Here is a 3,374-nt window from a genome sequence, read left to right as displayed (position 1 = left end):
AGGTTGCTTTAAGTAATTTCGAACTGAAAAACGCAAGTATAAATGCACCGATAGATGTAAAGTTGATAAGTAGTTCAGGTGGAACAGCATTTGGTAACTTCAAAATATATGGAATATACTCTCCTTACGATACAAATGTAGTGCTATATTCAACTGGGGCTACTCAGTTTAATAACTTCTCCATAAAGAATAGTAATTTCGATAACATTAATCTTGAACTTACTTCTTACTCAACTTTATCATATGGCGGTCTTGGATTTTCAAATTTAGATATTGAAGGGGTTCAGACTAAAGGTAACCTTAATATTCTTCTTTACAACAAGGAAGGTAGAGTAGCGTGGGAGGACTTGACTATAAAGAATTCTCAGATTGGAAAAGAATTTAATTTAGATGCGAAAGGGTATGGTTTGACATACGAGAACTTTAATTTGGAAGGCACGGGAATTCAGGGAAATGCAAACTTGAGCTTTTATTCAAGTTATTACTTGCAGGCAGTTAACACCAACATTGAAACATCTCAAATTGCGGGCGATTTGAACTTACTGTTCTCAGACCCTACAATTGTTTACGGAGACTATGCTACAAAAATAGGACAAATAAATGTTGAAAGTACGGCGTCCAACAATTTAAACTTAAATGTTTTATCTAACGGTGATATAATCTTTTTCGATGACGGAATTGATTTTCAGTATGATCAAATAAAAAATTCTGCAAATTTTGTTGTATATACACAACATGATCTTTTTATCGTTAATGACCTTTTCAACATTGAAAATACATCTTTTGCGACAAATCCCAATGTTTTCTTACTTGCAGGCAAGGATGTTGGTTATGGATACGATTCATTCCCTTCAGCAATAGAACAGATCTTTAATCTTGCTAATGATTATCCAGAGTATGCATCATTGTATTACGAAATTTTAGAAAAGAACATTGGTGATGAATACTTTACGAAAGATAATGGACAACTTTTAAGTTTTGAAAAGAACACAACAGGTGTAAACTTCGTAACTTGGGTAAAAGGTGGAGATGTTGTTGCACCGGGAGGAATTGATATAAAGGATGTAAATACAGAATCAAAATTGGCTTTTTGGACGCAGGGTAGTTTGTACATTGGAGATTTAACATATCAAGGAGTAGAACCACCAAAAGGATTAACAATTGATGATGCAGAAGAGCTATGTAAAACAACAAGTGGCTTAGTTCAACAGTTTTACTGCTCAATTTCTGGCGGTGGAGCGACAACTGGTAGTTTTGTTGTTGATAAATGGTTGGTAGATTAAGAGAAGGTGCCCCGTGGCACCTCCCTGTTTCTATTTAAAAGTTAGAAAATTCTTTCAACCTTCATGTAATCTCTTAACACTTCCGGAATTACAACAGAACCATCCTCTTGTTGATACTGTTCCAATATTGCAATTACCGTTCTGCCAACTGCTAAACCAGAACCGTTCAATGTATGAACATACCTTGTTTTACCCTCTTTATCTCTGAATCTTATTTTTGCCCTTCTTGCTTGAAAATCTTCACAGTTTGAGCAGGAAGATATTTCCCTGTATCTACCTTGGGATGGAATCCAAACTTCAATATCATAAGTCTTAGCAGCAGAGAAACCAAGATCACCTGTGCATAGTTCGACAACTCTATAATGTAAACCTAAAAGTTGTAATACTTTTTCAGCTTCATTAACCAGTTTTTCCAGTTCTTCATAGGACTTTTCAGGATGGACAATTTTTACAAGTTCCACCTTATTAAATTGGTGGAGTCTCATTATTCCTCTGACATCTTTTCCGTGAGAGCCAGCCTCTTTTCTAAAACAAGGAGTGTAAGCTGTAAGATATTTAGGTAAATCCAATTCTTTTAGGATTTCATTAGCAAACATATTAGTGAGTGGAACTTCTGCTGTTGGAATTAACCATAAATCTTCACCATCAATCTTATAAAGATCTTCTTCAAACTTTGGAAGTTGTCCCGTACCAGTCATTGTTTTTGTGTTTACAAGAAATGGAGGTATTATTTCCTCGTAACCGTGTTGCTCGGTGTGTAAATCAAGCATAAAGTTGATTAATGCACGTTCTAATTTTGCCCCCCACTTTTTGTAAATAACAAACCTTGAACCAGAAAGTTTAGCAGCCCTTTCAAAATCTAGAATGTCAAGATCTTTTGCAATGTCCCAATGTGGTATAGGTTCAAAAGAAAACTCAGGCTTTTCTCCCCAATACCTAACTACAATATTGTCATTTTCATCCTCACCAATTGGGGTAGATGGGTGTGGAAGGTTAGGAATTGAAAGAATTAATTTTTCAAACCTTTTCTCAACTTCTGCCAGTTCTTTTTCCAAAAGAGCAATTTCTTTAGAAAAATTTTCAACTTCTTCCTTTAGCTTTAAAGCTTCTTCTCTTTTACCTTCCTTAAAAAGCTTACCAATTTCCTTTGAATATTTGTTTCTTTTGGCTTTTAAATCTTCCACTTTTGAAATTATTGTTCTTCTTTCATTGTCCACAACCAAAAGTTCATCAATCATAAGTGCATACTTCTCATCTCTTCTCTTTAATAACTCTTTAACCTTTTCTGGTTTTTTTCTAACGAGTTTTATGTCAATCATTCCTCATCCTCCAAACTCTCTTTCACTTTTGAGACAGAAACAACAAGATCCTCAGAAGATAGCTTTTGAATTCTCACTCCTCTTGTGTATCTAGAGTAAACAGGAATCTCACTACTATTAACCTTTATTATCTTTCCATTCTTTGAAACAATTATTACATCTTCTTCACCTTTCAAGGTTGTAGCATCTGCTACCTTTCCTGTTGTTTCGCTGAGTTTTGCAGCAAGTACTCCTTTACCGCCCCTCCTTTGAAGGGGAAATTCGGAAAGAAGAACTCTTTTACCATAGCCTCTTTCCATAACTATCAAGAGGTAAACATCGGTAGGTTCTATACTGGTAGCAGCAACGATTTTTTCATCTAAATCCAAGCTCATTCCTTTAACACCACGAGCACTCCTTCCCATAGGACGAACATCTTGGATAGAAAATCTTATAGCCCTTCCATTGCTCGAGATAAGAAGTAAATGATCCTTTTCACTTACAAGTCCTACGTAGATTAATCTATCTCCCTCTTCTAAGTTAATTGCATTGATTCCAATAGATCTAGGGTTTGAAAACTCAGAAAGTTTTGTTCTTTTCACAAATCCCTTTTGAGTAACAAAAACAACATCCTTTTGAATATCAAAATCTTTTACAGGTATTATTCTTGAGATTGTTTCAACCCCTGAAATTCCTGGTAGAAAGTTCCTTATAGACTGTCCTTTTGAGGATTTTTGGGTCTTTGGTATTTCGTAAGCCTTTAGCCAGTATACTTTTCCTACGTTTGTAAAGA

General features: G+C 35.2%; 3 protein-coding genes. 1 reads left to right on the top strand and 2 read right to left on the bottom strand.

Features of this window, described 5'->3' with window-relative positions:
• The coding region (locus tag ABGX27_06195) for a hypothetical protein (GenBank protein ID MEO2069087.1) at window positions 1-1,283 on the top strand (1,283 nt) is incomplete at its 5' end.
• A gap of 41 nt (window positions 1,284-1,324) precedes the next feature.
• On the opposite strand, the gene serS is transcribed toward ABGX27_06195, so the two are convergent.
• Together serS and ABGX27_06185 are read right to left on the bottom strand one after the other, a co-directional pair.
• Window positions 1,325-2,602, bottom strand: a complete 1,278-nt coding sequence (gene serS, locus ABGX27_06190) for a serine--tRNA ligase (protein MEO2069086.1) — start codon at window positions 2,600-2,602, stop codon at window positions 1,325-1,327.
• Window positions 2,599-3,374 (bottom strand): DNA gyrase C-terminal beta-propeller domain-containing protein (locus tag ABGX27_06185; GenBank protein ID MEO2069085.1); only part of this gene is annotated, 776 nt, incomplete at its 5' end. The genes serS and ABGX27_06185, both read right to left, overlap by 4 nt.

The sequence above is a fragment of the Desulfurobacteriaceae bacterium genome, from assembly GCA_039832905.1.
Lineage (GTDB): Bacteria > Aquificota > Aquificia > Desulfurobacteriales > Desulfurobacteriaceae > Desulfurobacterium.
Note: the sequence above shows the minus strand (reverse complement) of the source record. Positions and strands in the feature narration are given on the sequence as shown.

Coding starts and splice junctions, on each gene's coding strand:
- serS (MEO2069086.1), bottom strand. CDS start 2,602: ATGATTGACATAAAACTCGTTAGAAAAAAACCAGAAAAGGTTAAAGAG.